Source organism: Peribacillus sp. (assembly GCF_059453735.1).
The window spans coordinates 1-1,878 of sequence record NZ_JAZVJO010000057.1 but is presented as its reverse complement, the minus strand read 5'-3'; the positions used below and the strand labels follow the sequence as shown (position 1 = coordinate 1,878).

At 41.5% G+C, this 1,878-nt stretch carries 2 protein-coding genes and 1 pseudogene; 2 read left to right on the top strand and 1 reads right to left on the bottom strand.

Annotation, left to right across the window (positions count from 1 at the left end; translation table 11 throughout):
* Window positions 1–30: 30 nt before the first annotated feature.
* A pseudogene (locus AC52RT_RS01985) lies at window positions 31–163 on the top strand (penicillin-binding protein); the annotation flags it as partial.
* 166 nt (window positions 164–329) lie between these two features.
* Entirely contained in the window at window positions 330–1,301 is a 972-nt protein-coding gene (gene uvsE / locus AC52RT_RS01980; protein WP_495539191.1) for a UV DNA damage repair endonuclease UvsE, read from the top strand.
* Between the two features lie 45 nt (window positions 1,302–1,346).
* On the opposite strand, the gene AC52RT_RS01975 is transcribed toward uvsE, so the two are convergent.
* Window positions 1,347–1,878: MFS transporter (locus tag AC52RT_RS01975; protein WP_495539190.1), on the bottom strand; the 532-nt coding region annotated here is incomplete at its 5' end.

Here is a 1,878-nt window from a genome sequence, read left to right as displayed (position 1 = left end):
ATGCTTTCGATCTAAGCAGAAAAAACGGGATTCTCTGGGGTCGTATTGTTAGAAGAGGGAAAAAATTCTCGTAGAAAAAGCATTTGGACAAGCTGATCGTTCAAGTAACCTAAGCAATACACTCGATACTCGTTTTGGGATTGCTTCAGGATGTAAGCCATTTGGAGGGCGTTTATTCGAAGGATTTAGATTAGATTCTAAATGAGCGATCTATACACATACATAACAAAGGGGAGTTTATACTCATTAACTGAACTACAACTCTATTCAGGCTTTAAAACTGCTAAGAAATGAGCATACTAAAGTGTAAAGAGAGATGGGGTGTTATCTTGACATTAGTTCGGTTAGGTTTTGTAGCGATGAGCATGTCTCTGAAGAATGCATCGCCATCGCAGACGATGACATTTGCTCAGTTTTCGAAAATTAAAGACCGTGAAGCGGCCATTCGTAAACTAGAGAGAATTGCCGCCGCTAACCTTGAAAACTGTCTACGGATTTTAAGGCATTGTGCTGTTCATGATATTGCCTTTTTTCGTTTAAGTTCTAAGCTTATTCCATTAGCAAATCATCCAGATCTTCCAGAATGGAAGTTTTTAAAGCCGCTTAGTGATGTTCTCGGACAAATCGCTGAATTTCTGATTAAACATCCAAAAATGAGAGTTGATTTTCATCCAGATCATTTTGTGCTTTTAAATGGATCGCAGGTGGATATTCTAAACAATTCACTTAAAACTCTGAGGATACATCAACAACTTTTAAAGGGGATGAAGATCAATCCGGAACATCGATGTGTTCTTCATGTTGGAGGAGGATATCAGGATAAGGAAAAAGCGCTGGAGCAGTTTATCCATAATTGGGGGCTGATTTCAGTTTCATTACAGCAGATGATTATCTTAGAAAATGATGATAAAACCTTTGGACTGGCAGACACCCTTTATTTATGTGAAAAACTAGGGATACCGCAAGTATTTGATTATCACCACCATCTTGCTAATCATCCAGCAATGCCTTCTTGGGAAGAGGAGTGGGAGCGGGTAATTGGAACATGGCAGCATTCCAGTCTTCCTCCGAAGATGCATATATCAAGCCCGCGTTCAGATGAAGAGTACCGTGCACACTCCGATTATATTGACAGCAAGATGTTCCTCGATTTTTTAAATGGGATAAAGGGGAGTCTTCCGCAGCTTGATTGTATGATTGAAGCGAAACAAAAGGATGAGGCACTGTTTCAACTAATGGATGATTTGAAACAGTACCCGGAAATTGAAATCATTGATGGCGCAAGTTTTTTAATTAAATAGCCATAGAAAAAAGCTGTTGAGGAGGTTCTCAACAGCTTTCCTTCATTAATAATCTTTAATGACCTCTGGATGTCGGTGTAACGATGCATAAAGGAATAGACCAGCGATAATCAGCAAAGCACTCGTCGAGATAAAGACTGCTGAGATTCCATAGAATCCAGCAATCATGCCCCCCATAATAGGTCCGATGACGTTGCCAAGGAAGCGTAAACTCGTGCTGTAACCAAGAACCTCACCTTGCATGGCAATCGGTGCCTCCTGACGGATGAAGGCGATTCTGACTGGGATGATGCCGCCAATTGCAATACCCAGTGTGAATCGAACAATAACGAGCTGCCAGAAACTAGTCACAAACGCACCTGGAATATAGGCAATACCTGCAAAGAAAAGCAGGGCTAGGAGCACCTTAATATGTCCGTGTGCATCCCCAATCTCCCCCCATTTTCGCGACATGAAGAGATTACCCACCCCTGCAACAGAAAAGGCAATACCCGCAAATAATCCGAGGTTTTCAGGACCATGAAGTTCCCCAACATATAAGGAAAGAATGGGCTGAACGCTGAAATGAGCAATTTGA